Source organism: Ruegeria jejuensis, from assembly GCF_041537905.1.
Taxonomy (GTDB): domain Bacteria; phylum Pseudomonadota; class Alphaproteobacteria; order Rhodobacterales; family Rhodobacteraceae; genus Ruegeria_C.
This window is the reverse complement of sequence record NZ_JBGRUO010000027.1, coordinates 19580-46009: the sequence shown is the minus strand read 5'-3', so window position 1 is coordinate 46009 and position 26430 is coordinate 19580. Positions and strand designations below refer to the sequence as shown.

30 protein-coding genes are annotated in these 26430 nt (G+C 62.0%); 13 read left to right on the top strand and 17 right to left on the bottom strand.

Annotated features, from left to right (window positions below; translation table 11 throughout):
• Positions 1–5: 5 nt before the first annotated feature.
• Genes AB1E34_RS22840 through AB1E34_RS22830 form a run of 3 tightly spaced genes read right to left on the bottom strand, consistent with a single transcriptional unit; the run spans position 6 to position 2028 of the window.
• The gene (locus AB1E34_RS22840; RefSeq protein WP_372574618.1) at positions 6–908 is read right to left on the bottom strand and encodes an EamA family transporter; all 903 of its coding nucleotides are present in this window, start codon (positions 906–908) and stop codon (positions 6–8) included.
• 21 nt (positions 909–929) lie between these two features.
• On the bottom strand, positions 930–1832 hold the full coding sequence (locus tag AB1E34_RS22835; RefSeq protein WP_372574617.1) for a fatty acid desaturase: 903 nt from the start codon (positions 1830–1832) through the stop codon (positions 930–932).
• Entirely contained in the window at positions 1825–2028 is a 204-nt protein-coding gene (locus tag AB1E34_RS22830; protein WP_372574616.1) for a DUF2061 domain-containing protein, read from the bottom strand. The genes AB1E34_RS22835 and AB1E34_RS22830 overlap by 8 nt, the downstream gene beginning before the upstream one ends.
• Positions 2029–2142: 114 nt before the next feature.
• Between AB1E34_RS22830 and AB1E34_RS22825 the strand changes: the two genes are divergently transcribed.
• Positions 2143–3006, top strand: coding sequence for a helix-turn-helix domain-containing protein (locus tag AB1E34_RS22825; protein WP_372574615.1), 864 nt, complete (start codon positions 2143–2145; stop codon positions 3004–3006).
• A gap of 80 nt (positions 3007–3086) precedes the next feature.
• Here the strand turns inward: AB1E34_RS22825 and AB1E34_RS22820 are convergent, their stop codons facing one another.
• The 5 genes from AB1E34_RS22820 to bcoG form a co-directional block, all read right to left on the bottom strand.
• The gene (locus AB1E34_RS22820; RefSeq protein ID WP_372574614.1) at positions 3087–3839 is read right to left on the bottom strand and encodes an SDR family NAD(P)-dependent oxidoreductase; all 753 of its coding nucleotides are present in this window, start codon (positions 3837–3839) and stop codon (positions 3087–3089) included.
• Positions 3840–4053: 214 nt separating this feature from the next.
• Entirely contained in the window at positions 4054–4815 is a 762-nt protein-coding gene (locus tag AB1E34_RS22815; protein WP_372574613.1) for an SDR family oxidoreductase, read from the bottom strand.
• Positions 4812–6281: a carnitine 3-dehydrogenase gene (locus AB1E34_RS22810; RefSeq protein WP_372574612.1), complete on the bottom strand. Its 1470-nt coding sequence runs from the start codon at positions 6279–6281 to the stop codon at positions 4812–4814. The genes AB1E34_RS22815 and AB1E34_RS22810 overlap by 4 nt, the downstream gene beginning before the upstream one ends.
• A gap of 13 nt (positions 6282–6294) precedes the next feature.
• The gene (locus AB1E34_RS22805; RefSeq protein ID WP_372574611.1) at positions 6295–6549 is read right to left on the bottom strand and encodes a hypothetical protein; all 255 of its coding nucleotides are present in this window, start codon (positions 6547–6549) and stop codon (positions 6295–6297) included.
• 138 nt (positions 6550–6687) lie between these two features.
• Complete coding sequence (bcoG, locus tag AB1E34_RS22800) at positions 6688–7602, bottom strand: 3-dehydrocarnitine:acetyl-CoA trimethylamine transferase BcoG (protein ID WP_372574610.1); 915 nt, start codon at positions 7600–7602, stop codon at positions 6688–6690.
• Between the two features lie 135 nt (positions 7603–7737).
• On the opposite strand from bcoG, the gene AB1E34_RS22795 reads away from it, so the two are divergent.
• The gene (locus tag AB1E34_RS22795) at positions 7738–8718 is read left to right on the top strand and encodes a GlxA family transcriptional regulator (RefSeq protein ID WP_372574609.1); all 981 of its coding nucleotides are present in this window, start codon (positions 7738–7740) and stop codon (positions 8716–8718) included.
• A gap of 61 nt (positions 8719–8779) precedes the next feature.
• Here the strand turns inward: AB1E34_RS22795 and AB1E34_RS22790 are convergent, their stop codons facing one another.
• From AB1E34_RS22790 to AB1E34_RS22780, 3 genes are all read right to left on the bottom strand, one after another.
• Complete coding sequence (locus AB1E34_RS22790) at positions 8780–9826, bottom strand: aldo/keto reductase (protein WP_372574608.1); 1047 nt, start codon at positions 9824–9826, stop codon at positions 8780–8782.
• 69 nt (positions 9827–9895) lie between these two features.
• Positions 9896–10750 carry an EamA family transporter gene (locus AB1E34_RS22785; protein ID WP_372574607.1) on the bottom strand — a complete coding sequence of 285 codons (855 nt, stop codon included), beginning with the start codon at positions 10748–10750 and terminating at the stop codon, positions 9896–9898.
• A gap of 205 nt (positions 10751–10955) precedes the next feature.
• The gene (locus AB1E34_RS22780) at positions 10956–11888 is read right to left on the bottom strand and encodes a hydrogen peroxide-inducible genes activator (RefSeq protein ID WP_372574606.1); all 933 of its coding nucleotides are present in this window, start codon (positions 11886–11888) and stop codon (positions 10956–10958) included.
• A gap of 138 nt (positions 11889–12026) precedes the next feature.
• Here AB1E34_RS22780 and AB1E34_RS22775 point away from each other — a divergent pair, with 138 nt between their 5' ends.
• Positions 12027–12272 carry a YdcH family protein gene (locus AB1E34_RS22775; protein ID WP_372574605.1) on the top strand — a complete coding sequence of 82 codons (246 nt, stop codon included), beginning with the start codon at positions 12027–12029 and terminating at the stop codon, positions 12270–12272.
• Positions 12273–12287: 15 nt separating this feature from the next.
• The gene (locus tag AB1E34_RS22770; RefSeq protein ID WP_372574604.1) at positions 12288–12476 is read left to right on the top strand and encodes a hypothetical protein; all 189 of its coding nucleotides are present in this window, start codon (positions 12288–12290) and stop codon (positions 12474–12476) included.
• A 133-nt stretch (positions 12477–12609) separates the two neighbouring features.
• On the opposite strand, the gene AB1E34_RS22765 is transcribed toward AB1E34_RS22770, so the two are convergent.
• On the bottom strand, positions 12610–13803 hold the full coding sequence (locus AB1E34_RS22765; RefSeq protein WP_372574603.1) for a phosphoglycerate kinase: 1194 nt from the start codon (positions 13801–13803) through the stop codon (positions 12610–12612).
• A 133-nt stretch (positions 13804–13936) separates the two neighbouring features.
• Between AB1E34_RS22765 and AB1E34_RS22760 the strand changes: the two genes are divergently transcribed.
• Complete coding sequence (locus tag AB1E34_RS22760; RefSeq protein WP_372574602.1) at positions 13937–14443, top strand: peptidylprolyl isomerase; 507 nt, start codon at positions 13937–13939, stop codon at positions 14441–14443.
• Positions 14436–14984, top strand: a complete 549-nt coding sequence (locus AB1E34_RS22755; RefSeq protein WP_372574601.1) for a peptidylprolyl isomerase — start codon at positions 14436–14438, stop codon at positions 14982–14984. The genes AB1E34_RS22760 and AB1E34_RS22755 overlap by 8 nt, the downstream gene beginning before the upstream one ends.
• Positions 14985–15123: 139 nt before the next feature.
• On the opposite strand, the gene AB1E34_RS22750 is transcribed toward AB1E34_RS22755, so the two are convergent.
• The 3 genes from AB1E34_RS22750 to AB1E34_RS22740 form a co-directional block, all read right to left on the bottom strand.
• Positions 15124–15453: a nitrile hydratase subunit alpha gene (locus tag AB1E34_RS22750; protein ID WP_372574600.1), complete on the bottom strand. Its 330-nt coding sequence runs from the start codon at positions 15451–15453 to the stop codon at positions 15124–15126.
• Between the two features lie 109 nt (positions 15454–15562).
• The gene (locus AB1E34_RS22745) at positions 15563–15886 is read right to left on the bottom strand and encodes a nitrile hydratase subunit alpha (protein ID WP_372574599.1); all 324 of its coding nucleotides are present in this window, start codon (positions 15884–15886) and stop codon (positions 15563–15565) included.
• A gap of 45 nt (positions 15887–15931) precedes the next feature.
• Positions 15932–16273 (bottom strand): nitrile hydratase subunit alpha, encoded by a 342-nt coding sequence (locus AB1E34_RS22740; protein WP_372574598.1) that lies wholly within the window; start codon positions 16271–16273, stop codon positions 15932–15934.
• 195 nt (positions 16274–16468) lie between these two features.
• Here AB1E34_RS22740 and AB1E34_RS22735 point away from each other — a divergent pair, with 195 nt between their 5' ends.
• The 6 genes from AB1E34_RS22735 to AB1E34_RS22710 all read left to right on the top strand — a co-directional run bounded on the left by AB1E34_RS22735 (position 16469) and on the right by AB1E34_RS22710 (position 21912).
• Entirely contained in the window at positions 16469–17431 is a 963-nt protein-coding gene (locus AB1E34_RS22735; RefSeq protein ID WP_372574597.1) for a DUF3179 domain-containing protein, read from the top strand.
• 261 nt (positions 17432–17692) lie between these two features.
• Positions 17693–18154 (top strand): GNAT family N-acetyltransferase, encoded by a 462-nt coding sequence (locus AB1E34_RS22730; protein WP_372574596.1) that lies wholly within the window; start codon positions 17693–17695, stop codon positions 18152–18154.
• Positions 18155–18244: 90 nt separating this feature from the next.
• Entirely contained in the window at positions 18245–19453 is a 1209-nt protein-coding gene (locus AB1E34_RS22725; protein ID WP_372574595.1) for an MFS transporter, read from the top strand.
• A gap of 100 nt (positions 19454–19553) precedes the next feature.
• Positions 19554–20150 (top strand): YceI family protein, encoded by a 597-nt coding sequence (locus AB1E34_RS22720; RefSeq protein WP_372574594.1) that lies wholly within the window; start codon positions 19554–19556, stop codon positions 20148–20150.
• 81 nt (positions 20151–20231) lie between these two features.
• The gene (locus AB1E34_RS22715; RefSeq protein WP_372574593.1) at positions 20232–21509 is read left to right on the top strand and encodes an MFS transporter; all 1278 of its coding nucleotides are present in this window, start codon (positions 20232–20234) and stop codon (positions 21507–21509) included.
• A gap of 31 nt (positions 21510–21540) precedes the next feature.
• Positions 21541–21912: a cupin domain-containing protein gene (locus tag AB1E34_RS22710; protein ID WP_372574592.1), complete on the top strand. Its 372-nt coding sequence runs from the start codon at positions 21541–21543 to the stop codon at positions 21910–21912.
• A 45-nt stretch (positions 21913–21957) separates the two neighbouring features.
• Here the strand turns inward: AB1E34_RS22710 and AB1E34_RS22705 are convergent, their stop codons facing one another.
• Together AB1E34_RS22705 and AB1E34_RS22700 are read right to left on the bottom strand one after the other, a co-directional pair.
• Positions 21958–23634, bottom strand: coding sequence for a flotillin family protein (locus tag AB1E34_RS22705; protein ID WP_372574591.1), 1677 nt, complete (start codon positions 23632–23634; stop codon positions 21958–21960).
• Positions 23635–23665: 31 nt separating this feature from the next.
• Positions 23666–24370, bottom strand: coding sequence for an OB-fold-containig protein (locus tag AB1E34_RS22700; RefSeq protein WP_372574590.1), 705 nt, complete (start codon positions 24368–24370; stop codon positions 23666–23668).
• 255 nt (positions 24371–24625) lie between these two features.
• Here AB1E34_RS22700 and metG point away from each other — a divergent pair, with 255 nt between their 5' ends.
• Positions 24626–26344, top strand: a complete 1719-nt coding sequence (metG, locus tag AB1E34_RS22695; protein ID WP_372574589.1) for a methionine--tRNA ligase — start codon at positions 24626–24628, stop codon at positions 26342–26344.
• Positions 26345–26430: the final 86 nt, after the last annotated feature.

Here is a 26430-nt window from a genome sequence, read left to right as displayed (position 1 = left end):
GTCACCTAAATTGCCAGAACCAGAACAAGTATAGACAGCGCGAGAATGCCGATCCCGGCGATCTCGCGGCGGCTGATGCGTTCGCGAAAGAACAGCGTCGAGGCAAGGATACTGAAGGCCAGTTCGACCTGGCCCAACGCCTTCACATAAGCCGCGTTCTGCAGGGTGAAGGCCAGAAACCAGCAAAACGACCCGCCCATGCTGGTGAGCCCGACAAAAACTCCGGTCCGGCGCGTCTCCCAGACCGCCCGCAACTCGGCCCGGTCCCGCCAGGCCAGCCACAGCGCCATGCCGATCATCTGCAGGCTGGTAACCGCCGCCAGCGTGACACCCGCACGAAAGGCCGGATCGAGATCGCCCAGATCCAGCGAGGCGCCGCGATAACTGACCGCCGAAAAGGCGAACAGGATACCCGAGCCCAAGCCCAGCACCGAGGCGCGGTTGCTCAGATGTCGCCACCAGGGCCCGTCGCCACCGGGCGTTTTTGACAACAGGAACACTGCCGCAAGCCCCAACAGAATGGCCGCAAACCCGCCCGCGGACACGCTGTCACCCAGGATGATCAGCCCAACCAGCGCGGTCTGGATTACTTCGGTCTTCTTAAAGGTGATGCCAACCGCAAAGTTGCGCTGTTTGAACAGCGCCACGACACAGATCGTGGCCAGGATTTGCGCCGTACCGCCAATGGCGGCAAACATCCAGAACCGCGCCGAAAGCGCCGGCAACGGCGTGTCGGTGATCGCCAGATAGGTCACAAGGCCCAGCACCACCAGCGGCGCGGAATAGGCAAAGCGCGCAAATGTCGCCCCGGCAGGCGTCAGCCGCACGGTGCTCAGGGTTTTCTGCAGCATGAAGCGCACGGTCTGAAACAGCGCGGCCACGATTGTGACGGGAATCCAAAGGCTCATGCCGACCCGTATGGCGTGAAATCAGCCCTTCGGCCAGAGCGGATGCGGCACCGGGTCCTTGGCCCGCAGGAAATAACGGCGAAAGATATCGCCATAGGAGCGATAGACATAGGCCTCGTTACTGGCCTGATACCGGTCGCGTGCCTCTTGGTACAGCGCGGGTAATTGATACCACGCGGCCTTGGGGTTCATGTGATGCACCACATGCAGGTTGTTGTTGAGAAACAGCAGGGCGAGCGGGCCCCGATCCTCGATGATCACCGTGCGGCCCCGCGCCTTTTCATGGGCGCGGTGTTCCAGAAAGGTGCGGATCTTGAGCAGCGACAGCCCCATATAGGCCGAGATCAGGTAGGCCCAGACCGGCATCGGCGACAGCACCACCAACCACAGGACGAGTGCGACCCCCGGCAGATGCTGCGCCCATGCACGCCAGATCGCGCCATCGCCTCGCAGCGCAGCGCGCCATTCATCGGCAAGAAACACGGCCTGCCCAAGAGCGGGACCAACCAGCATCCGCCCCAGCAGCGTGTTATTGACCCCGTACAGAACCTTCAGCCAAGCAGGCAGCGTCACCCACCTAGACGGGTCCAGATAGTTCGATTCCGGGTCGTCATAGGGATCGGTCAGATTGGCGTCGCGGTGATGGGCCAGATGCAGGTCGCGAAAGCGGTTATAGGGGATGCACAGGTTCAGTGGCAGCGCCATCAGCGCCTCGTTGAGTGCCTGCCTGCGAAACGGATGGCCGTGCAGCACTTCATGGGTCAGCGAAGCGTGGAACGCCACCAGAACGCCCGCCGCGAGGATGGCCAGCACCGGTGACCAGGCCGAGAGCCAGAAAACCGCCGCCACCCAAAGCAGATAACAGATCACGATCAGGCCAAACGTGCCCCATTCAGGCTTCGTGGCCGCACGCGGGTCAGACATTGCGACCCCACCGGATACCGGCCCAGACCCGTTCGTAAAGGATATACATGGTCAGCCCAATCGCTGTGTTCACAAGGGCCAATGTGCCACCCACAGCTGCCGACCCGGTGGCGACCAAACCTACCAGGGTCATCATGGCCAAACCCATCAGGTTCCACACCAACGCCTTCACAACAGATCGCTGTCGCGTCTCCATTCCGTTCTCCGTACCCAATTTCTTGTTTTGTGCAGAAAGGCTACAGGTTGGGCGCGGCGTGGAGAATTCTGAATATGATTAACATTTATCTGCGAGCGTGATATTTATCACCATATGGTTGATAAAATCGACAAACGCGACCGCGCTGCCCAGTTCAGGCGCCGTCTGGCCCGGGCGATGGAGGAACGCCACGTCAGTCAAAGCGCGCTATCCCGGTGGATTGGCGTTGATCGCTCGACAATCTCGCAACTGCTCACCGATGAGGGCGCGCGCCTGCCCAACGCACATGTGGTGGGGGCCTGCGCCACCGCACTCGGGGTGTCCTCGGATTGGCTGCTGAGCCTCTCGGAACGGCCCGAAAGCGCGGCCGAGTTGCTGGCCGGTGCGCTTAGCCTGACCGAAGCGCCGCGCGCGTTGGTGGATGAGCGCATCTTCCAATGGCATCAGGAAACTGCGGGGTACAAGATCCGCCATGTGCCCGCCGCCCTGCCCGACATGCTGAAAACGCGCGCGCTGCTGGAATGGGAATATGCCCCGCATCTGGGCCGGACCGCCGATCAGGCCATCGGGGCCTCCGAGGACCGGCTGAGTTTCATGCGCCGCGCCCAATCGGATTATGAGATCGCGCTGCCGCTCTATGAGTTGGACAGCTTCGCCAGCGCCACCGGCTATTACGAAGGCCTGCCCGCAGACATCCGACACCAGCAGATCGACCGCTTTCTGGAGCTATGCGAACAACTCTACCCGCGCCTGCGTCTTTACCTGTTCGACGCCAAGCGGCTTTATTCAGCCCCGATCACCATCTTCGGCCCGCTGCTTTGTGTGTTCTATGCTGGCGGACATTATCTCGCCTTCCGCGACCGTGACCGGATCGAGACCTTCACCACCCATTTCGACACCTTGATCCGCGAAGCCGAACTCACCGCCCGCCAGTTCCCGGATCACCTGCGCGCGCTCCAGAAGGGCATAAAAATGTGATATGAAACCGGCCCTCACATAAGGTTTCGCGTCGTCCGAAATGCGGCTAATTCCGCGCAGCAAGCGTCAAGCAAACTGCTTCAGATAGACCCAGCTTCGACCATGTAATTGTTGGCCGTGCACATCGCCGCGTCGTCCGAGGCAAGGAACAGCACCATCCGCGCGACATAGACAGGATCGATCAAATCGGGAAGGCACTGGCGTTTGCGATGCGCTTCAAGCCCTTCGGGTGTTGCCCACAGCTCCTTCTGGCGTTCTGTCATGATCCAACCCGGGACCACGGTGTTCACGCGAATGCGGTGGTCGCCAAGATCCCGTGCCATCGTGCGGGTCAGCCCATGGACGGCGGCCTTGGCCGTTGTGTAGGCCGGAAAGCCGCCCCCCGCCTCCCACCATGAATTCGACCCCATATTGATGATCGAGCCACCTCCATTTGCGATCATTCCGGGTGCGACGGACTGGATCGCGAAGAACATATGGCGGATGTTGGTGGCTTGGCGTTCGTCCCAATATTCTGGTGTCACATCCTGCCAGACATGGCGATCGTCGCGGGCGGCATTGTTGACCAGCACATGAGCAGAACCGAGACGCTCGGTCAGTTTCTCAAGGGCCGATTGCATCGCAGCGATATCGCGGAGGTCACAGATTTCGTACTCGACACCTTCGGCGCGCTTCGCCAATGCGGCGCTATTGGTTTCGTCGAGATCGAGGAAACCGACCCGAGCGCCTTGTGCGGCAAATGCCGAGACGATTTCGGCGCCGATGCCTTGGGCACCGCCAGAAACGATGACCGTTTTGTTTTTCAGACTGGGATAAACTGCAAATTCTGGCATGGGTTTCCTGACCTTGGAAGCAAGGGACGTTTCGACCACTTGGAAATCAGGGGACCGGAAAGTGCTCTTGTTAACTACTAGGCCCGCGCGCGATCCCGGGCAATGGTTTCAACCTCCTCGTCAATCAAAATTGATCAGGCAAAAGGTATTTGAACGGCTGCCAGTTCGGCCTGAGACCGACATCGCGCAGATTGTTTTTCGACATGAGGATCGCCTAGACCTGCGGGTCGGGGTTCACCGTATGCCCGTCAACAGCGATCACCTGACCGGAGACCATACGTGCCGCATCCGAGGCCAGAAAGACCGCCATGTCGGCGATGTCGCGCCCCTCAATGAACCGGCCCATCGAGGTGCCCGAGGCATAGCCCTGATAAACCCGATCGCGGGTCATGCCCTTGGCCTGCGCTTCACGGGCAAGCACCTGCTCCATGCGCGGGCCTTCCACCGCGCCGGGACAGATCACGTTGGCACGGATGCCGTGGGGGCCAAGCTCCATCGCCAGTGTTTTGCCCAAGCCCACAACCGCCCATTTCGACGCCGCATAAGGTGCCCGCCTTGGGTAGCCATATTGCCCGGCCGTCGAGGCGGTCAGCAGCATGACACCCGACCCTTGCGCCTTCATCATGGGCGCCGCGTATTTGGAGCAGAGGAAGACACCGTCCAGATTGACCGCCAGGCAGGCGCGCCACTCCTCAAGCGCCACATCCTCGACCAGGGCGGTTGGCCCGGCAATCCCGGCATTGGCGCAGAGCACGTCCAGACCACCCCAATGCGCGGCGATGTCATCGAACATCGCGGCAATTGCAGCCTCATCCGACACATCGAGCCGGGTTGTCTGCCAGTCCGACGGGCACTCTCCCAGTGCCTTGCTATCCAGATCCGCAACCCAGACCTGCGCGCCCGCCGCCGCAAAAGCGTCGGCCACAGCGCGCCCGACGCCCGAGGCACCAGCGGTGATCAGAACCCGCTGGCTCATCCCGGCTTCCGGATCGCGCTGCCTGCCCCTTCTGGATAGGGCAGATCCGCCTGCGCCTGCGCGACCTTGGCCATCGCCGCCTCGATCGCGGCGGATGGCGCGCAGGGCCGCCGTGTCTCAAGATCGACATGCAGCAGGAAGCTTTCGCCCGTGGCCAGCAGGGTGTCGCCCTCATACATCCGGTGGAACAGATGCAGTTTCTTGCCCTGCCCCAGCAACATCTGCGTGCGGATCTCGATCCTGGCACCCGCACGGGTCTCGTCGAGATGCCTTATGTGAGTTTCGGCGGTAAAATAGCTACCGCCCGAAGCGATGTAATCCGCGTCACAGCCGATCAGTTCCATGAACCGGTCGGTGGCATTGGCAAAGGCGTCGAGGTATCTCGACTCGGTCATGTGGCCGTTATAGTCGGTCCAGTCCAGCGGCACCGCGCGCGACAGCGTCAGGATCGGCTGCGACGGATCTTCAATCTCATCGACATGAGCGGACATCGCCGATTTGATCCGCTGGTCATGTCGGTTCAGCACCTCACCCGCGCCCCAGTTCTGATGCTTGAGCGCGCGCATCATGCCCACAAGATTGTTGTCGCGGATGCGTTCCAGATGGCGAATCTCGTGATGACCCGACTGCGCGTCGGATTGTTCGGCGATCAGATCGACCAACTCATCGGTGAACTCGGGCACATCCATCAGTTTGGTCCAGGGCCATTCCAGAGCCGGGCCGAACTGCGCCATGAAATGCCGCATCCCGGCCTCACCACCGGCCACGCGATAGGTCTCGAACAGACCCATCTGCGCCCAGCGGATGCCAAAGCCCATACGGATGGCCTCGTCGATCTCATGGGTGGTGGCGATCCCGTCCTTGACCAGCCAGAGTGCCTCGCGCCAGACGGCCTCCAGAAAGCGGTCGGCAATATGCGCGTCGATCTCTTTTTTCACATGCAGCGGGTAGAGGCCCAAGCCGGTGAGGATGTTCTTGGCGCGTTCAATATGGCCTGGATCATTCGCCGGAGAGGTCACCAATTCGATGAGCGGCAGCAGATAGACCGGGTTGAACGGATGCGTGACCACGATCTGTTCGGGGCGCAGCGCGCCCTCTTGCAACTCCGAAGGTTTGAAACCGCTGGTCGAAGACCCAATGATGGCGGCAGGATCACAAACATCCTGCAACTGCCTGTAAACACGCAGTTTCAACTCCAGCCGCTCGGGCACGCTTTCCTGTATCCAGACGGCCCCCTGCACGGCTGCACCCAGATCGTCATGAAAGCTCAACTGTCCTTCGGGTGGCAGCGGCACATCGCTGAGCCCGGGCAATGAACGCCGGGCATTATCCAGCACCTCGCCGATCTTGCGTTCGGCTTCGGGATCGGGGTCGAACACCCGCACATCCCAACCATTGAGCAGGAACCGCGCCGCCCAGCCGCCGCCAATAACACCGCCGCCAACGATCGTGGCGGTATCGGTCATTGGACTACCCTATTCAGGTGAATGCGTTGAAGGTCAGCAGGCAAAAGCTCAACACCCAGCCGCCCAAAAAAGTCACCTTGGCAATCTCGCCGGGCGATAGTCGGCGCTGCAGCAGCAAACCAAGAATCCAACCGCCTCCGACAAGGGCAGCGCACAGCCATGCGCCGACAAACAGAAACAGGGCCGGGCCAGGCTGTTCGTTCGGTTGCTCCGGAACCATGGCGAACAATACAACGACCCCAAATGCCAATAGCGCGACCGTCGCCACCAACCCTTTCCACCATTCCGCCTCGGACTGCAGAAAAGCAGTCAATGAGAGCATTGCGGAACCGAGAAAAGACACAATTAGAAGAGTAAGCATAAATCATGCGACTGCCCTTATTCGAGTTTCTTGTCAATTCGCGATCTAGGCCGCCACCGGGGCCTGCTTCACCAGACCCAGCTTCTCGCGCACCTCCGCTGGAGTGATCACGCGCGCGCCCATGTTTTCGATGATGCTGCCCGCCCGCTCGACCAATTGCCAGTTCTGCGCCAGCTCGCCCTTGCCAAGCCATAGATTGTCTTCAAGCCCAACCCGCACATTGCCGCCCGCCAAAACAGCAGCGGCTACATAGGCCATCTGATTGCGCCCCAGCGCAAAGGCGCTGAAGGTCCAGCCTTCGGGCACGTTGTTCACCATCGCCATGAACGTGTTCAGATCATCCGGCGCGCCCCAGGGCACCCCCATACACAGCTGCACCAGCGCGTTGGGTTCCAGCACCCCATCCTTGACCAGCTGCTTAGCATACCACAGATGACCGGTATCAAACGCCTCGATCTCGGGCTTCACGCCCAGATCGGTCATCATCCGCCCCATCGCCTGCAACATACCGGGCGTGTTGGTCATCACGTAATCGGCCTCGGCAAAGTTCATGGTGCCGCAATCCAGCGTGCAGATCTCGGGCAGGCATTCGGCCACATGGGCGACGCGCTCGCTCGCACCCACCATGTCGGTACCTGCAACCGTGGGCAGCGGGCTCTCGACCCCGCCGAAAACCATGTCGCCGCCCATCCCGGCGGTGAGGTTCAGCACCACGTCGACATCGGCGTCACGGATGCGGTCGGTCACCTCGCGATAGAGCGCCAGATCGCGCGACGGCACACCGCGCTCGGGGTCACGCACATGGCAATGCACCACGGCGGCGCCAGCCTTGGCAGCGGCAATGGCGCTCTCGGCGATCTGGGCAGGCGAGCGCGGCACATGCGGGCTGCGATCCTGGGTGCTGCCCGAGCCGGTCACGGCGCAGGTGATAAAGACGTCTCGGTTCATGGTCAGAGGCATTTTGCGTTTTCCACAGGTTTTACCGGGTTGGCCCGGGTCATATCCCCAGACTTCTCCCCGGATTCCGATTTGATTTCGCATCCAACTCTGGCGCAGCCTGTCCAAAGCCACTTGTCACTATGCGAATCGAACTTGATGAAACCCGCAAAAAACATCCTCCAACCCGAACATCGCGCCCTGAAAACGGGTGTGCTGGTGCTGGACGAATGCAACACGCTCAGCTTTGCCGCTGCGGTCGATCCGATGCGCGCCGCCAACCGGCTGGCCGACCGCCCGGCTTTCGACTGGGATTATGTGACCGCTACGCCAGAGCCTGCGGAACTGACCAGCGCCCTGCAGGTGCCGGGTATTCCGCTGGCGCGGTTTGAAGGTTGCGATTTGCTGATCGTGGTGGCCGGGTTCCATCTGGCCCGCCATGCCACGCCCAGCCTGCTGGCCGGCCTGCGCCGGATCGCACATGGCGGGGCCGCGCTGGCCGGGATCGATGGTGGACCCTGGCTGCTGGCCGAGGCCGGGTTGCTGGACGGACACGCGGCCACCACCCATTGGGAAGATCTTGAGAATTTCGCCAGTCGCTTCCCCGAGGTCGATGTCCGCCCCGACCGCTTCGTGATCTCGGATCAGCGCCTGACCAGCGGCGGCGCTGTGCCCGCAATCGAGATGATGTTGCATATCATCGCCGCCCGCCACGGCGCGGGCTTTGCCTCTCGCGTGGCGGGCCTCTTCCTGCATGACGGGCCGCAACCGCAAAGCCGCCCGCAGACACGCATCGCCACCATCAAGCACAACGCGCTGACCGCAAAGACGCATGCGCTGATGGAGGCGGCGCTGGACGACCCGCTGCCCCTGGCCGAGATCGCCAGGCAGCTCGGCACCTCGCCGCGCAGCCTGCAACAGCAATTCCGCCTGCGCCTGAACACCACGCCGCAGGATCACTATCTGCATTTGCGCCTGGCCGAGGCGCGGCGGCTTGTCACCGACACCGATCTGCCGCTGCTGGAGGTGGCGCTGGCCACCGGTTTCTCCTCACAATCCAGCTTCGCCCGCGCTTTCCGCACCGCGCACGGATTGTCTGCCCGCGACCTGCGCCAAAGCCGCGCGACAGCCGCCGAATAGACCCGCCTGCTTCATCCGGTCCAAAGGAATCGCTCGAAGGATGGCGGGCCTTCCCGGCCTCTCAATACGGCATCGGATGAGACCGATGCGCTTCATTCAAGGCTCGAACAAGCTCGTCCGACAGCGCCAGATCGGCACCGGCCAGCACATGCTCAAGCTGCGCCATGGTGGTCGCGCCAAAGATCGCCGACATCATGAAGGGCCGCGTCTTGCACCAGGCCAGCGCCATGTGCACAGGGTCAAGGCCATGTTCCGCAGCAATCGCCAGATAGGCATCCACCGCATCATAGACCCGATCGGAGTGCCGCCCGCCCAGCCCCGGTGATATCGACCGGCGCGAGCCTTCGGGCACCGCCCCGTTCTGGTATTTGCCGGTCAGCAACCCGGTGCCCAGCGGCGAAAAGGCCATCAGCCCGACATCCTCCAGCACGCTCAACTCGGCCAGATCGGTGTCATATAGCCGGCAGAGCAGCGAGTATTCGTTCTGGATCGAGGCCACCCGCGGCCCCAGCCCCTGTTCGGACAAGCGCAGCCATTGCGCGGTGCCCCAGGCGCTTTCGTTGCTCAGACCAAAGGCGCGGATATTGCCCTTGTCCACCTCACGCTGGAGCGCGCCGAGGCAATCCTCCATATCGGCAATCACCTCGGGATGGGCATTGCCGGACGGGTCATAATGCCAGTTCTGCCGGAACATGTAGCTGCCGCGATTTGGCCAGTGGAACTGGTAGAGGTCGATATAATCGGTCTGCAAGCGCCGCAGCGAGCCTTCGATCGTGGCGGCAATGGTCTGCGACGAGATCGGTGCGCCCTCGCGCACATGGCCCAGCCCTGCGCCCGAATGCTTGGTGGCCAGAACATAATCGGCCCGTCGCGCCGGGTTGGCCGCGTTCCAGGTGCCCAGGATTTCCTCGGTCCGCCCGATCGTCTCTTTTGAGACCGGGTTCACCGGATACATCTCGGCGGTGTCGACAAAGTTGATGCCAGCGCCCAGCGCAACATCCATCTGCGCGTGAGCTTCGGCCTCAGAGGTCTGGGTGCCGAATGTCATCGTTCCCAGACACAGTTCCGAGACCTGAATGCCTGTCCGGCCTAGCGGATTCTGTTTCATAACCTGTCCCCAATTCCAAAAACACTCCGGCAGAACCTAACTGTCCAGACCGGCACGGCAAGCCCCATCTCAGCCCAGCGCCAACAGGACGACACCGCAAAGGATGACACAGGACCAGAACAGCCGCGTTCTCAGATGGCCCTCCCCCAACAGAAGGCTGCCCATCAGAACCGTCAGCAAGACGCTGACCTCGCGCAGGGGCGCGACATAGATCACCGGTGTGAAGGTCAGCGCGACAAGGACAAGGATATAGGCCAGCGGGCTGAACACCGCGATCGCCAGAACCTCGATCCGATGCGCGGACCAGAGCCGCGCCACCGCCTGTCTGCGCCGCAGGGCCACCGGCGCCAGCAGTACAATTCTGGCAATGCTTGAGGCGTAATCCAGCAGCAAGGGCGGGACCAGCAATACCGAGACCGCATAGGCATCCCAAGCGGTGTAGCTGCCGATCAGCAGACCGGCCCCGACACCAAAGCCGACAGAGACAAGCGCTTTGTCCCCACCGCGCCCGAACCCGCCGGTCAGCATCAGAACACCGAAGATGATGGTGACCCCGCCCAGCACGGTCTGCGCCGTCGCCACCTCGCCCAGAAACAAAACGGCAAAACAACTGGCCAGTAACGGCCCGGTGGATCGCGCAGTGGGATAGACCAGCGACAGGGCGCCATGCCGGTACCCGGTTTGCAGCAGCAGAAAATATCCCAGATGAATCAACGCGCTGCCCACGAGGAACAGGATCTGCATGCGATTGAACCCGTCGATGCCGGACAGGACATAAAGCGTAAGGGGGAAATAGATCACGGCGGCAGCGACCGAGAACAGCCAGACCAGTTCCGCCCCAGCATTCAAACGTTTGACAAAGAAATTCCAGGTGGCGTGACAAAAAGCGGCTGACAGGACCAGCGCAAAGCCAAGGATGGACATGGATCACCTCAAAGACGGTTTCGACAAGACGTGCAAAAGCACGCCCGTCCATCCCCCCTGGCTTTTTCGTCTTTTGGGTGTCCGCCCGTACACGGGCTCATTACGGCGCTCGGTCCAGACCTGCAAAGCAGCGGAACCCTAGCCGCACATGGATAGGCATCTCGACTTTAGACAGCACCAGCCCGGAAATCAAATCCGGCCGGATTTAGCTCAGCGCCGTAACCGCGTGCGGATAGTCCTCGGCGACGACCTGCTGGATCACATCGCGGAACAGGTGAAAGGCGCGTGGATTGCCGCTGTTCTTGCGCCATGCCAGTCCGACGGTGCGATGCAGGTCGGGCTGCATGCGCAGGACCGAGACGTCTCCGTCGCGCTGCCGCACCTCGGACTCGACATAAAGCGAGGGCAACAGGGTAACCCCCATATCCAGCGAAACCATCTGGCGCAGCGCATCCAGACTGGTACCTTCGAAGTCCTCCACCAAGGTGGCGCCGGTGGTCTCGCACAGATCCGCGATCTGGCGATGTAGCGCGTAGGCCGGGCTGAGGCTGAGCATGGCCTGCCCGGCCAGATCCGCCCGCCTGAGCTTGTGGCGGCCAGCCAGCGGATGCGAGTGACCCACCGCCATCAGCAAAGGCTCGCGAAACAGCGACTGCATCTGGACCTCGTCACTATGCACCGGCAATTGCGTCAGGATGATATCGTGGCGCCCCGCGACCAGATCCTCGGTCAGGTCGCGCAGCGCGCCGTCGCGGATGACCAGCTTCAACTCCGGATAGGCCGCGTGCAGCCGCCGCAGCACGCGTGGCAACAGGTAGGGGCCGATGGTGGGCGTCGAGCCCAGCCGCAACGTGCCGCTGAGGCTGGTCTGCAGCGGGCTGGCATAATCCTCGATCTGCGCCACCTCGCGCAGCACGCGGGTTGCCAGATCGGCGATGTCACGCCCCTCGGGCGTCAGGATCAACCCGCTGCGCCGACGCTCAAGCAACCGCACGCCAAGCGTCTCTTCCAATGCGCCGATCTGCAGGCTTAGCGAGGGCTGGCTGATGCCCAGTTGCCGGGCCGCGCGCCGGTACTGGCCGGCGGTCGCAAGCGCGGCGAAATAGCGGATCTGGCGCAAGGTGATGTCGTTGGGCATGAGCCGCTCTGCTCCATGATATTGGTTTTTCCTATTCTACTTAGTCATACCATTGCCTTCTTTCGAGGTTCGTCCACCCCATATCGAACGGGAAGGCCGGGGAAAGCCACCGGCCCGTTTGCCAACAGGAGGACCCACATGAATAAATCCCCACGCGTCAAAGCCCCTTCTCTCAGAGTCCGCATGGCCGAGCTCAAGAGTCGGCATCACGACCTGAAGGCGCGTATTGCCACGGAACTCAAACGCCCCCTGCCCTGCAGCGATCAACTCCGGAAACTGAAGCGTCGGCGTTTGATGATAAAAGACGAACTCGCTCGCCACGAAGGCTTGCTGCGCATGCTCGATTCAATGCCGATGCCCGGCAAACTCGGCAAACCCGCCTGAAGCATAGGAGAGGACATGTTCGGATTTATTGATGTGAACAAGAGCGTCCGCATTCTGCACAGCAGCGACCTTGACGATATGCGCGACGCGATCCTGAGCGATGACGAAGACGGGCCCGATGGCGGAACCCCCTGCGCCCGTTCCAAAGAGGCACAAATCCAAGGAAAGCGCATCCAGCATATTGATATGCCGCTCTGTGCGTGACTAGATGGGAGGAGCACTCCGGGCGGAGGTACACTCACGGACCATCCAGCCTTCGCCCTTCCGCCGCTCGATGCCTTTGGGTGTCACTTCCCGGTTATCCGGTCCCGAGAGGCTCTGAGCGTGCAGCCCGGCGTTACCCCCCAGACAGGACGGCAACGCCGGGCAGTGCTTTGCCCTCCATCCATTCCAGAAACGCCCCGCCCGCAGTCGAGATATAGGTGAAATCCGCTGCTGCGCCCGCCTTGTTCAGGGCCGCAACCGTGTCACCGCCCCCGGCAACCGAAATGAGCGATCCGGCGCGGGTCAGCTCTGCCGCCTTGCGCGCCGCTGCATTTGTTGCGGTATCAAACGGTTCGATCTCGAAGGCGCCCATCGGGCCGTTCCAGATCAGCGTCTTCGCACCTGCCAGTACCTCTGACACGCGGGCCACGGTCTCGGGCCCGGCATCGAGGATCATCGCATCTTCGGGGCAGGCATCCGCCGCGACGGTTTCGTTTTCGGCGCCCGCCCTGAATTCGCGCGCCACCACCACATCGCTGGGCAGCAGGATCGCGCAACCGGCCTCCGCGACTTTGGCCAGAATCTCGGTGGCGGTGCCGGTCATGTCGTGCTCGCAGAGCGATTTTCCCACTGAAATGCCTTGCGCGGCGAGAAAGGTATTCGCCATGCCCCCGCCAATGACGAGGTGATCAACCTTGGCCACCAGATTGCCCAGCAGTTCCAGCTTGGTTGACACCTTGGCCCCGCCGACAACCGCCACCACCGGGCGCTGCGGCTTGCCCAGCGCGCTTTCCAGCGCCTCCAGTTCGGCCTGCATCAAGCGCCCGGCGCAGGCGGGCAGCAGCCGCGCCAGCGCCTCGGTCGAGGCATGGGCGCGATGGGCGGCGGAAAACGCATCGTTGCAATAAATATCGCCCAGCGCGGCCATTCCGGCGGCAAGCTCGGGGTCGTTCTTTTCCTCGCCGGGATGGAAACGCGTGTTTTCCAGCAGCAGCACGCTGCCTTGGGCCAGGCTCTCCACCGCTGCCTGCGCCGCCGGGCCCCGGCAATCGGCGCAGAAGGTGACCGGCGCACCAAAGGCAGCCTCGAGCGCTGGTACCAGCGGGCGCAGCGACATCTCGGGGACCACCTTGCCTTTGGGGCGTCCGAAATGCGCCAGCAGGATCGGCGTTCCGCCCGCCTTCAGAATGTCGGCAACCGTGGGCGCGATGCGGCGGATGCGGGTGTCGTCAGTGACCTGCCCGTCTTCGACCGGAACGTTGATGTCGACACGAACAAGTACGCGTTTGCCCGACAGGTCCATGTCGTCCAGTGTTTTCCAAGTCATTCCCGGTCTCCGCGATAATTGGCCAATGGTCAGGGCTTGTTTTCCCGGAAACCGCCGTCAGGTCAATGCACGACTTGGCTTTCGCGCGGCTCGCGCTTAGGTATGCGTCCATATCCAAGAACAGGAGGGCCAGATGGCCGAGATCAAGGACCCGGAGAACACGATCATCATCGAGCTGAAAGACGGCAATGTGATCATCGAATTGTTGCCTGATGTGGCGCCCCAGCACAGCGCACGGATGAAGGAACTGGCCCGCGGTGGCGAATATGACAACGTGGCCTTCCACCGGGTCATCGACGGCTTCATGGCCCAGACGGGCGATGTGGAACATGGCGACATGGAAGACGGGTTCAACGTGGGTCGCGCAGGAACCGGCGGATCTTCGCTGCCCAATCTGCCTGCAGAATTTTCCAAGCTGCCCCATGATCGTGGCACCCTGGGCGCGGCGCGGTCGCAAAACCCGGATTCGGCCAATTCGCAGTTTTTCATCAACTTCAGCGACAACCATTTCCTCAACGGTCAATACACCGTCTATGGCCGCGTGATCGACGGGATGGAACATGTCGATGCCATCGTGCGTGGCGAGCCGCCCGCAAGCCCCGACCGCATGATCAGCGTCAAGGTGGCCGCAGATGCGTAAGCTGGCCGCGATGTTTGCCCTGATGGCCAGCCCCGCGCTGGCCACAGGCCTGGAAATCGAGGTCGAGGGCGAAGGCGCCAATGGCACCATCACCATCGATCTGCTGGATGATGTGGCGCCCAAACATGTGGAACAGATCGCGGCCCTGGCCAAGGACGGCCAGTATGACGGCGTGGTGTTCCACCGGGTGATCGACGGCTTCATGGCGCAGACCGGCGACGTGCAGTTCGGCAAGATGGGCGGCGACATGCGCCGGGCAGGCACCGGCGGATCGACCCGCGACGATCTGCCGGCCGAGTTCTCGGACCTGCCCTATGAGCGCGGCGTGGTCGGCATGGCCCGCGCGCAGGACCCCAACAGCGCCAATTCGCAATTCTTCATCATGTTCGAGCCGGGCCCGTTCCTGAACGGTCAATACACAGTCGTGGGCAAGGTGACGGACGGCATGGATGTGGTTGACGCGATCAAGCGCGGCGATGGTCCGAACGGTGCCGTCACAGGCCAGCCCGACGTGATGAAAAAGGTCACCGTGACCGAGTAATCGCCCTGATCGGGACAGCTTCGATCCGCGCGGGGACATCCCTGCGCGGATTTTTTGTGTGTTGGGTATAGGGGCTGGGCCGCGACACGCAGTGCCATGCAATCTATCGAGGTTGCATGCCGTGGTGCCGCCCCCCTGGTTATCGGTTCTCTGTATGGATCGAGAGTGTCACCATCGAGGCAATATAAGGCCCGGCAAGCGACAGGATACAGACCGGCGATGTGCCTCCCTGGGCGTCCATCAGATCACGGTCCGAGATTTCCCTGGCCGCCGGGGCCGCAGGGATGTGCAGATATTTCACCTTGTCGGTGTCCATCACGCACCTGAGGTTCACACCGTCTGGAACAGTGCCACCTATCTCAGCGAGCGCAGCCCTGGGGTCTGCCTGCAAGCGCGCGCGATAGGCGTCATCGCTCCAGACTTTGTCCAGAAAGCGGGCTTTCTGAATTTCCTTGTTTGTCGGTGCCATGGTTTGGCTCCTTTCCGTCTTCGATAGCTGCTCAGGTAGCCAGATTTGCCGCGGGAAGAACGAACAGTTGCTCAGCCACGTGGCCTATCTGCGTTTCTTTTCGCTCTCACTAGGCCTGATTTGTCGTGACACTGACGCTGGCAATAGTAGCCAAGGAGATTGATGTTGCGACGCAAACGACTGTCGTTCCGCCCTGCGCGTCCACGAGATCCTTGTCAGAGATTTCACCCTGCGGCGGTGCTGCAGGGATGTGCAGGTACTTCACCTTGTCGGTGTCCATCACGCATTCAATGTTCACGTCATCTGGAACATCAGCCCCAAATTCAGCCAGCGCGGCTTTCGGTTCCTCCTGCAAGCGCGCGCGATAGGCGTCGTCATTCCAGACCTTGTCCAGAAAGCGGGCTTTCTGAATTTCGTTGATTGTCTGTGCCATGCTTGGCTCCTTTCTCTGAGGTCGTGCTGCGGTTGGCGCGCCGCTTTAATCCTTGGCGATGCTGTAGGTCATGGAACCGATCATGATGGTCAGCGTGGCGACCGCAGTAACGCAGAAAGGTGATGTACCGCCCTGCACGCCCATCAGATCGGCCTCCGTTACCTCCCCTTCGGCGGGCGCGACCGGGATATGCAGGTATTTCACATTGCGGGTGTCGCGAACGACGCGGATATCCACGTCGGCTGACAGCGCATAGCCACTTTCGGCCAATGCAGCGCGTGGGTTGGCTTCGAGTGCCCGCGCAAATGCCTCATCCCTCCACACCCGCTGGAAAAGCGCATGTTTCTGCGCCTGTTCGTCGCTCTTGTCAGGGATATGCACATTCATCCTCTGGTCCTCCTCACCTCTGCCGTAAAAGGTGAGCGTCCAATCTGATGCTGCGCTTGAGCGCATATTAAGCTGGCTTTATGTGTGCCCCAAACAGCGGGACCGGCTGGCGCTGAACTTTGTTCACATCCCCGTGCCGGGACTTTGCGGCGCACCTTCTCAGGATCATCATGTGGCATCCGAAGGGGTCCTGAAATGCGCAGCTTAATCTTGATCCTTGTGCTTTTTGCCGCTGGCCCCGCGCTGGCCAACCCCGAGCGCTGGCGCGCTGAATGGCCGGAGACCGATTTCAGCCGCTCAAGCGTGGCTGACTGGGCCGAGATACAATCGGGCGGCCCGCCCAAGGACGGCATTCCGGCGATCAGCGACCCCACCTTCCTGCGCGCCTCGGATGAAACCCGTCTGGGCGCGCGCGAGCCAGTGATCACGGTCGAGATCGACGGGGCCGACCCGCGCGCCTATCCGATCCGCTATCTGATCTGGCATGAGATCGTGAATGACAGCATTGGCGGTATCCCGGTTGCGGTCACCTATTGTCCCTTGTGCAATTCCGGTCTGACGTTTGACCGGCGCACGGCGGCGGGTACGCTCAGCTTTGGTGTCTCGGGCAAGCTGCGCCATTCCGATATGGTCATGTATGATCGCGAGACCGAAAGCTGGTGGCAACAGGCCATCGGCAAGGCAATTGTCGGCAGGCTGACCGGCACCACCCTCACCGCCCTGCCCGCCTGGATGGAAAGCTGGGAGGAGTTCCGCACGCGGCATCCCGACGGGCTGGTGATGAATGAACCCGCTCACAGGCGCGACTATGGCCGCAACCCCTATCGCGGCTATGACAGCTCGCCCCGCCCGTTTCTGTATTCCGGCGAGGACCCGCCACATGGCATCCACCCGCTGGCCCGCGTCGTTCGTGTAGGTGACAGCGCCTGGACGCTGGAACGGCTGCGCGCCGAGGGCGAGATCACCGAAAACGGCGTGACGCTGATCTGGCGCGCCGGACAGGCCTCGGCGCTGGACAAGGCCCGGATCGCGCAGGGCCGCGATGTGGGCACGGTGCGGGTGCGGGATGCCTCCGGGCGAGACCTGACCCATGACGTGATGTTCGCCTTCGCCTTTCACGCCTTCTGGCCCGATGGCACCTGGAGGCTCGCCCGTTGACCCGGACAGGACCGGGCTGATAAGGCTTGCCCACGGTCGGACACCCGACCGGATGATGGAGCGTTTATGTCTACGATTGCGGGAAACCGCTAAGTCCTGACCAGCAGGACAACCGGGCCGACCAGACTGCCGCGCGTTGCGGCAAACACTTTTAGCTGGGCGGTTCCTGTTTCCCCTACATGATTGCGATCGAGGCGACAGCCTTGCACGCCGCATCGGCAAAGCCCGATCAGCGGTGCCATCAGGAAAGACTTATGACCAATGAAAATCAGACCAACACGACCCGAAGATATCCCCTCCCTGCAACGCGTTCTGCAAGAGACCGGGTTGTTTCCACCCGAGATGTTGCCCGAGATGATAGAAGGGTTCTTTTCGGATGCTGACCCCTCTGACCTCTGGCTGACCTGCGAGCAAGACGAGACGCCCGTAGGCCTGTGTTATGCGGCGCCCGAGGAACTCGCGGACGGCACCTGGAACATGCTTGCCCTGGCGGTCCTGCCCGTCTCACAAGGCAAGGGGTGCGGTGCGGCCATCGTCACGCATCTGGAAGAAACTCTGCGCGCGCGTGGTCAGCGTATCCTGATCGCGGATACCTCAGGAACTGAGAGCTTCGCCAGAACACGGGCATTCTATGCCAGGCGGGGCTATGAGGAGGAAGCACGGATCAGGGATTTCTGGGCGCCGGGCGACGACAAGGTGACATTCCGCAAAGCCTTGACCTGAGGCTAACACGGGCGGGTGGCCCTGTCCCCGATAAGGCCGCCCACCTCTTCTGCGCTGGTCAAGTGCGGCATGGCGCTCTAGCGTGCGCGCATGACCGCCTCCATTCGTGACAGCCGCTATTCCTGGTTCCGTCTGCTGATCACCATGCTGATCGGCACGGTGGCCAATGTCGGCATCTGGGCGGTGATCGTCATCATGCCGGCGGTCGAGGCGGAGTTTGGCGCAAGCCGGGCGGATGCCTCGCTGCCCTTTACTCTGACCATGATCGGCTTTGCCTTTGGTAACCTGCTGCTGGGCCGGATGGTGGATCGGCTGGGCGTCACGCGCGCGCTGATGGGGGCCGCCTGTGTGAGTGCGGCCTGTTACGGGCTGGCCAGCCTCGCGCCATCGATTTCTATCTTGTCGCTGGTTCATCTGGGGTTGGGATTCGGCACGGCGGTCGGGTTTGGCCCGCTCATCGCCGATATCTCGCACTGGTTCGTGAAGCGGCGCGGGATCGCGGTGGCGCTGGTGGCCAGCAGCAACTACCTGTCCGGCGCGATCTGGCCCACACTGCTGTCGGACATGCTGCGCGACAGCGGCTGGCAGCAGGTCTATCTGGCGCTGGCACTGGTGACGTTGATCATAGTCATCCCGCTCTCGCTGCTTTTGCGACGGCAAGTCCCCGAAGAAGACCTGGCCTCCGCCGCCTCCGAGGCGAAGATCAACGCCCAAAGTGCCGGGATGTCGCCCCGTGTGCTGCAATTCGTGCTGGGGCTGGCGGGCATCGGGTGCTGTGTGGCGATGTCGATGCCGCAGGTTCACATCGTGGCCTATTGCGTGGGGCTGGGATACGGACCTGCAGTGGGTGCCGAGATGTTGTCGCTGATGCTGCTGGGCGGCGTTGTCAGCCGAGTGATCTCGGGGATGGTGGCAGACAGACTGGGTGGCCTGCGAACCCTGCTGATCGGCTCGGCCTTGCAGGGCACCGCGCTGTTCCTGTTCCTGCCTTATGACGGGCTGGTCCCGCTTTATGTGGTCAGCGCGCTGTTCGGGCTGTCACAAGGGGGTATCGTACCCAGCTATGCGCTGGTGGTGCGCGAATACATGCCCCCGCGCGAGGCCGGTGCGCGGGTGGGCTTTGTGATGATGATGACCATCTTCGGCATGGCGTTGGGTGGCTGGATGTCGGGATGGATCTATGACGTCAGCGGCAGTTACACGGCGGCCTTCATAAACGGCATCGTCTGGAACGGGATGAACCTGGTGATCCTGCTGGCGCTGCTGCACCGCAGCCGCCCGCGCCCGCTTGCGGCCTGAGTCTTTGGCGTCACACATGCGCTGACATTGCGGTGACCATGGCCTGAATCTGCGGGAAACGGTGCTAGGCTTTGATCATCCGGGGTCTTCAGGAGCCAAAATGACACCGCTATCCCGCCGCACATTCCTTGTCACAGGCGCCGTCTCGCTCGCCGCCCCCGCCCTGGGGGCCGAGCCACAGCCCTATCTGCTGGACAAGGCAGCCTCGAAGGTTGGGTTCATCTTTACCCTGGGCGGGAACGCCCAGCGCGGCACCATGCCGGTGACATCCGCCGACATTCAGATCGACACCGCCGATCTGGCCGCAAGCAGCGTCGATGTCAGTGTGGATGCCGCAGGCGCACGCACCAACCTGTTCTTTGCGGCCCAGGCCATGAAAAGCCCTGAGGTCCTGGATGCCAAAGCCTACCCGACGATCCGCTTTGTCTCGAAGCAAGTGACGTTAGGCGCAAGCGGGCGGCTCTCCGATGGTGCCAAGCTGCACGGCGATCTGACCCTGCGCGGGGTCACGAAACCGGTCGACTTCGAAGCATTCCTCTATCGCAAACCCGGCAGCGAGCCATCTGACCTTGATGAGTTGAGCATTCAACTGCGCGGGCAGATCAGCCGGTCGGCCTTTGGCGCAACCGGTTATCCCGATCTGGTGCCTGATCCGATTGTACTGGACATATACGCGCTGATCCGACGCGCGCCCTGAGCGGGCGAAACCTCCAAAACCGACCTATCAAAGTCGAGAAACCGCGCGCAGTGGTGCGCCGAACCGGCATCTTGGAGCATTATGCGCCTGATCATTTCGTTTGCCTCCCTGTTCCTGTCCGTCATCCTGCTGCAGCTCTCGACCGGTGGGGTCGGACCGCTGGATGCGATCTCGGGTCTGACGCTGGGTTTCACCACAGCCGAAATCGGCATGTTGGGGTCAGCGCATTTCATCGGGTTCTTCGTGGGTTGCTGGTGGGCGCCCAGACTGATGGGCAGCGTCGGCCATTCGCGCGCCTTCGCGGTCTGCACCGCATTGGGCGCAATGGGGCTGATCGGGCACACGCTGACAGAGGATCCGCGCATCTGGGCAGCACTGCGGATCGCGTCAGGCACCTGTGTTGCAGGGTGCTATACCGTGATCGAAGCCTGGCTGAACGCCAAGGTCACCAATGAGAACCGGGGCCGCGCCACCGGCACCTACCGGATCGCCGATCTGAGCGCCTCGCTGGGCGCGCAGCTGATCATCGCGGTGCTGCCGCCTGCCTCCTATATCTCCTACAACCTGCTCGCCATCCTCTGCTGCGCCTCGATCCTGCCGCTGATGCTGACACGGGCGAGCCAGCCGCAAACGCCGGATGCGCCGCGCCTGCGCCCGAAATTGGCCTGGCACTGTTCGCCGCTGGCCGTGGCAGGCGTGATCGTGGCCGCGCTCAGCTCTGCCTCGTTCCGCATGATCGGACCGGTCTATGGTCAAGAGGTCGGGCTGGACATCAACCAGATCGCCTTTTTCCTGGCGACCTTCGTGCTGGGCGGCGCGCTGGCGCAGTACCCCATAGGCTGGCTGGCGGACAAGTATGACCGCCGCTGGGTGCTGATCTGGCTGTCCGGCGTGGCGATCCTGAGCTGCGGCATCACCATGATCGCCAGCGGCACCGGCACCGTTGGCATCATGCTGAGCGCGGCGTTTTTCGGTTTCACCACCTTCCCGATTTTCTCGATCTCGGCAGCCCATGCCAATGACTTCGCCACGTCAGAGCAGCGGGTCGAACTGTCCGCAGCGCTGATGTTCTTCTATGCGTTAGGGGCTATCGCCAGCCCCTATATCTCATCCAATCTGATCGGCGCTTATGGCCCCGGCGCATTGTTTGCCTTTGTCGCGGTGGGGCACCTGTTTCTGATCCTGTTCGGCCTCTATCGCATGCGCAGCCGTCCCGCACCCGAGGATCGCACCCGCTATGTCTATGCGCCGCGCACCTCGTTCACCATCGGGCGGCTGACCCGCAGGCAGCGCGATCAGGCATTACGCACGGAAGAGGCAGACGCGCCGGAGCAGACAAAGCCGGACCGGAACGTCTAAGCTCAACCGAAAGGCAGCAAGGGACAGGCACATGCGCAAATACAGACCGGGCGATGATGTGGGTGTGTTGGAGCACTGGCCCTTCGACAATCCTGAGAGTGGCTATGTCATCCGGCGTGGCGCGCCCCGCACTTCGGGGCGGATTGATCAGGGAGGGCCGGGCCATACCAGCCGTTTCGGAATCTGGCGCTGCACAGCAGGCGCATTCGAGTGTACCGAACAGGGCGACGAGTTGATGACGGTGCTGTCGGGGCGCTGCCGGATCACCGATCATGGCAGCGGTGAAACCGTGGACCTGTCGGTGGGTGACAGCCTGTTCATCCGCGACGGCAGCCGGGTGACATGGGACGTGATCGAGGATGTGACGAAAGTGTTCTTTGGTCAGAAACCCGGCGGGTATTGAAAAAGGGGCCGAAAACCCGGCCCCTTCCCTGTTTCGCTCTTCGGCTTAATGCTCGATGCGGTCGTCGGTTTCTGTTTCGGCCTCTGCCGCTTGCACCTCTTCCGGTGCGACCAGCGCCCCGTTGGCCAGACCGCCGACACCGTTTTCCATCGACAGGCCCAGCTCCTCGCCCAGCTTCTTGAGCGCGGGCATCTGCACCGCCATGCCCATAATGGAATCGAGCGCCTGGTTCACCACCGGCTTGTCGCCGTTGGCGGCGGTGCTGCCGGACGTCCCGGCCCCACCAATGCCGCTGACCTGATGGATTTTGATCGAGTCGATCTTTTCGGCAGGCTTGACCATCTGGGTGATGATCTCGGGCATGGTGTCGATCCGGGCCATATCGACCTTCATGCGGATCAGTTCCGGCGACAGCACATTCTCGGCCTCGACAATGGCGCGTTTACCTTCAGCTTCAGCCAGCATGTCATTCTTCTTGGCCTCGGCGCGGATATTGAGCGCGTCAGCCTCGGCCTGCGCCTCTTCGCGGCGGGCCTGGGCGTGATCGGCGGCAGCATCCTTGGCAGCCTCGGCAGCCAGACGGATCGCAGTTGCCTGACGCTCGGCCTCGCGGGTCGCTTCGATCAGCACGATCTGCTTTTCACGCTCGGCCTCGGCCACCTGACGGGCGGTTGCAACCGCTTCGGTCGCCTTGGTCGCTTCGGCACGGGCCAGATCGGCGGATGCGCGGGCGCGGCTTTCCTCTTCGGATTTTTGCGCGATGATGATCTGGCGTTCTTGTTCCGCCACTTCCAGTTCGCGTTCCTTGGAGATCTCGGCATCACGGATCTTGCGCTCACGCTCGATCTCGGCCGAACGGATCGCTTCTTCGCGGGCAATCCGGGCGCGCTCGGTTTCGCGCACCGAGTCCTCGGTCCGGGCGGCGATTTCGGCCTCTTGGGCCACGCGCAGCGTTTCGACCTTTTCCACCTGAGCGATGCGGGCCTGTTCTTCGTCCTGTTCGATCAGCAGCTTCTGGCGTTCCGCTTCCATCGCGGCACGGCGCACTTCAACCTCGGCCTCGGCATCGATCTGGGCGCGCTCTTTCTTCGAGGTGGCAATCACCTCGGCCAGTTTGCGCATACCAACGGCGTTGAAGGCGTTGTTCTCATCCAGCGCCTCAAACGGCGTCTGATCGAGAGCGGTCAGCGAGACCGATTCCAGCGACAAGCCGTTCTTCAGCAGGTCCTCAGAGACCGCATTCTGCACTTCCTGCACAAAGTCGGCGCGGTTTTCATGCAGCCCGTCCATGGTCATCTGTGCGGCCACGGCACGCAGGCCGTCGATCAGCTTGCCTTCGATCATCTCGCGCAGCAATTCCACATCGAATGTGCGGCTGCCCAGCGTTTGCGCGGCACGCGCGATGCCTTCGTCGGTGGCCATGACCGAGACGTAGAATTCCACGCCGACATCAACCCGCATACGGTCCTGGGTAATCAGGGCCGCCTCGCCACTACGTTGCACTTCAAGGCGCAGGGTCTTCATGTTGACCGGGCTGACCTCATGCAGCAGCGGCACGACGATTGTACCGCCATCCATGATCACTTTCTTGCCCCCGGCGCCGGTCTTGACCAGGCTCACCTCGCGGGTGGCGCGGCGGTACAATCGGCCAAGGACCAAGCCAATGAACAACAGGAACACCAGAACGGTGAGCACGGAAATCAACAGGAATTGTAATTCCATAAATACGTCTCCTCTTAGAGTTTTTATTGAGTTATTCGGACATGCCGATCAGTACAAAACCACCGCTGCGCCGATCGCGCAGCACCAGAACCTCGGTGCCTTGCGACAGGCTCACGCCGTCGCGCATAGGCTCAGCGCGCAAGTAGTGGGCATTGCCGAAGCGGTCGATGACACGCACCTCGGCCGGTCGGCCTTTACTGGCGGTGCCCTGCGTGATCACGCCACGGCGGCGGGACAGGCGGCGCTCGGAGGTCGACTCGGTCTCGGTGCGCGGCAGAAGCCGGGCAAAGACCGCGCCAAAGCCGCGCGCGAACCAGATACCAAATGCACCCGCCGGGATCGCAGCCAGCCAACCCGGCAGGTTGAGACCGATGAGATCACCTAGCATCAGCTGCAGACCCATGCCGCTCAGGCCAAAGCCCATCAGCAGCGTGGCAAGCCAGATCATCGTGGGAATCTTGCCCAGACCCAGCCAGCTTGCCGGGCCGAGCGCATCAGCCGCGGGGGCCTCCAGGTCAGCCTCGGCCAAATCGAGCGGGTCCAGATCGGCGTCAACATCCAGATCGAACCCGTCCAGGTCCGGCACCTCACCAACATCCAGATCAACCTCTCCTTCGCCCGCCATCAGGCTGCCGCCCACCATCAGGGCCACCAGTTCAAGAACCAGCAGGCCCAACAGCAAGGCAAGCGCCATCGTAAAGGGCGCAAAAGCACCCTCGAGCAGAAAGTCAAACATCAACAGATGTCCCTCATTTTTGTATGCGGTGGTATACAGTGAATATGGGTACTCACACCAAAATTTCAAGAACTTGTGATTCCAAGCCTCAACCTCTGGTTAAGTTAAGACCAAATTGCGGCGCAATGGCGAAGTTTTGCGGGGCAACGTCGCCTCCGTCACGTCAACTTGCAAAGCGCGGGTCCAAAAGCTGCCCTTTTGCTGGCGCGCCACATGGGGTAGACGGGCGCGCAGACAGACACGCGGACTGGGTATATGGCACGAATCCTCATCACCTCGGCGATCCCCTATATCAACGGGATCAAACATCTCGGCAATCTGATCGGCTCGCAATTGCCGGCCGATCTTTATGCGCGCTATCTGCGCGGCCGGGGCAATGAGGTCATGTTCCTCTGCGCCACGGATGAACATGGCACCCCCGCCGAACTGGCCGCCGCCAAAGCCGGTCAGCCTGTGGCCGAGTATTGCGCCCGAATGTACGGAATCCAGTCCGATATCGCCAAGCGGTTCGGTTTGAGTTTCGATCATTTCGGCCGCTCATCCAGCCAGCAGAACCATCACCTGACCCAGCATTTCGCGGGGCGGCTGTCCGATGCCGGGCTTATCCGCGAAGTGGTTGAGAAACAGGTCTATTCCAACGCCGATGGCCGCTTCCTGCCGGACCGCTATATCGAGGGCACATGCCCCAATTGCGGCTATGAGCGCGCGCGCGGTGATCAGTGCGAGAACTGCACCAAGCAGCTTGATCCCACCGACCTGCTCGATCCGCGCAGCGCGATCAGCGGGTCCAACGATCTGGAGGTGCGCGAGACCAAACACCTCTACCTGCGCCAGTCCGCGATGAGTGACCAGTTGGACAAGTGGATCGACAGCAAATCCGACTGGCCGGTGCTGACCACCTCCATCGCCAAGAAGTGGCTGCATGACGGCGACGGGCTGCAGGACCGCGGCATCACCCGCGATCTGGACTGGGGCATTCCGGTCAAGAAGGGCGATCAGGACTGGCCGGGGATGGAAGGCAAGGTCTTCTACGTCTGGTTCGACGCGCCGATCGAATACATAGCCTGCGCGGCCGAATGGGCCGAAGCCAATGGCAAGTCTGACGCCGACTGGCAGCGCTGGTGGCGCACCGACAAGGGCGCGGATGACGTGCGCTATGTGCAATTCATGGGCAAGGATAACGTTCCCTTCCACACGCTCAGCTTCCCGGCCACGATTCTGGGGTCAGGCGAGCCATGGAAGATGGTCGATCACCTAAAGAGCTTCAACTATCTGAACTACGATGGCGGCCAGTTCTCGACCTCGCAGGGGCGCGGCGTCTTCATGGATCAGGCGCTGGAGATTCTGCCGGCGGATTACTGGCGCTGGTGGCTGCTCAGCCACGCGCCCGAAAGCAGCGACAGCGAGTTCACCTGGGAGAACTTCCAGCAATCGGTCAACAAGGATCTGGCCGACGTACTGGGTAATTTCGTCAGCCGGATCACCAAGTTCTGCCGGTCGAAATTTGGCGAAGAGGTGCCCGCGGACGGTGAATATGGCGAACAGGAAGAAGCGCTGATCGCCGACCTGACCACACGGGTGCGCGCCTATGAGAGCCATATGGAAGCGATGGAGGTGCGCAAATCGGCGCAGGAGCTGCGAGCGATCTGGGTCGCGGGCAACGAATACCTGCAAAGCGCCGCGCCTTGGGCAACGTTCAAGACCGAGCCCGAGAAGGCCGCAGCACAGGTCCGTCTGGGTCTGAACCTGATCCGGCTCTACGCGGTGCTCAGCGCGCCCTTCATCCCCTTCACCTCGGCGCGGATGCTTGAGGCGATGGGCGTCAGCGACACAGCATGGCCCGAGGATGTGGCCACCAGCCTGTCGATGCTGGCGCCGGGTCACGGTTTTGCCGTGCCCGAGGTGCTCTTTGCCAAGATCACTGATGAGCAGCGCGAGGATTGGGAAACACGTTTCGCCGGAACGCGCGACTGAGACCCCGCGTTCGGTTGCGCAAAGGCGACAAGGCACTTGTTGCGCGATGTCGAAACCGCGTGACCAAACCCGTTCGAAGGGGTGTG